General features: G+C 70.6%; 1 protein-coding gene. It reads right to left on the minus strand.

The annotated features are described in order from the left end of the window. Window positions 1-90 precede the first annotated feature (90 nt). A complete protein-coding gene (locus tag ACVNF4_RS35675; protein WP_461806987.1) occupies window positions 91-1,671 on the minus strand; it encodes an IS1182 family transposase in 1,581 nt (526 codons plus the stop codon). Window positions 1,672-1,737: the final 66 nt, after the last annotated feature.

The following is a 1,737-nucleotide window of genomic DNA, read 5'->3' on the forward strand; positions in this document are numbered from 1 at the left end:
CGACGCATCACGAACTCAGGACACTAGAAGATCACTGAAAATCTTGCTGTGGGGGTGGTTCCCGCCGGTGGCGGGGGCGCCCTCCGTGCTTCATGGTGTGGCCGGGGTCAGGGCCCACGTGCCGTCGTTGGAGGGTTCGAGGCCGAGGTTGATGAGTCGGCGCAGGTTGAGGGCGGCGGCTCGGTTGCGGAGCCAGGTGTCGTTTTTGAGGGTGCCGAGGTAGCGGAGTCTGCGGTTGCCTTTGGCGGTCAGCCAGGCGATGCCGCGTTCGACAGGTGGCCGCCAGCGGCGGTAGGTGTCCTTCCAGACGGGGTCGGCGGCCTGGGCGCGGGCGTCGGCCAGGCGCCGGTGCTGGGGATGGACCCGCAGGACGCGGCCGGTCTTGGAGGTGGTGCAGCGTTCGCGCAGTGGGCATCCGGTGCACAGCGTCTTGAACTGGGCCTGACGGAACCCTCCCTTCAGGGGCTTGCCGAGCGGGAGGGTGTGCTCTGCCGGGCAGGTGACCTGGCTGGTCTCGGTGTCGATGTGGAAGTCGGCGCTGGTGAAGCCGCCGGGGACCGCCATCCGAAGCGGCGGCGGTTTGAGGACCGCGTCGTGGCCGGCCTGTTCCAGGTGTTCGCGCAGGCCGGCGGTGCCGTAGGCGGAATCGCCGAGCACCTCGACCGGTTCGGTCTCGTCTGCCAGGAGGTCCTCGGCGACTTTCGCCTCGTGGTTGGCGAGCCCGCTGCCGGGGGTCAGGGCGACCCCGGTGAACAGGCCGGTCTCCGGCTCCACGGCAGCGTGGCCCTTGAAGCCCTCCTGGTGGCGGGTGCGGTTCTTGTGGATGTGTCTGGCCTCGGGGTCCACGGTGGAGACCACCCGGTCAGGGGCGGTGCCGCGGGTGATGCGCCAGCGGCCGTCGCGGCCGTCGGAGTCCTCGGCGGGCTCGACGTCCTGGCCGGCGACCAGTGCCAGCAGGCCGACCGCGTTCGCCGCCCGCTCGCCCAGCTCCTGCCCGGGCAGACGGCCCAGCAGGTTGAGCGCGTCGCTCACCAGGGCGTCGACCAGCTCGGCGCGGGCCTGCTCATCGTCCCAGGCGATCCTCGGCTTGCCCGCATCGGCGTAGTCGTGCGCGGCTGAGTACGTGGCGGCGACCTGGCCGGCGCCGGGCACCTCGCGGATCACCCGGCGGATGGCCGAGATCAGCTGGGTGACCGTGTCCTGGGTGGCCACCGCGTCGTCGAATACCGTGGAGTCCAGCGCGCGGCGCCGCTTCCCCCGCAGAATGCCAGTGGCCGCCACGACCTCCTTGACCCGGGTGAAGATCCTCCCTGGATCCGAGGACCGCTGCAGGCGGCGCCGGAAGTAGGTCAGCAGCGAGGGGTCGAACGCCGTGTCGTACAGGCCCAGCCCGCACGCCGCCTTCCACCGCAGATCACACCGCAGCTCCAGCACGGTCTCCACGTCCGAGGTCCCGAACAGGCTCTGCAGCACCACCGTCGCCGCCAGCACCTGCGGCGGCAGCGACGGCCGACCGTTGGCCGAGGGGTACATGTCCGCGAAAATCTCCGGCGGCAGCAGCCGCTCGCGGTGCTCGGCCAAGAACGCGAACACACTCCCCGCCGGGATCAGCTCCCGGCAGGTCTCCCACACATCCGGCCCGACCGTCTCCCCGGCCCATTCCCCCTGCACACACAACAGTCTGGCCCCGCGTCAGCACCCGCGGGGCCAGAACCGAAGATTTTCAGTGATCTTCTA

The sequence above is a fragment of the Streptomyces sp. S6 genome (assembly GCF_054880855.1).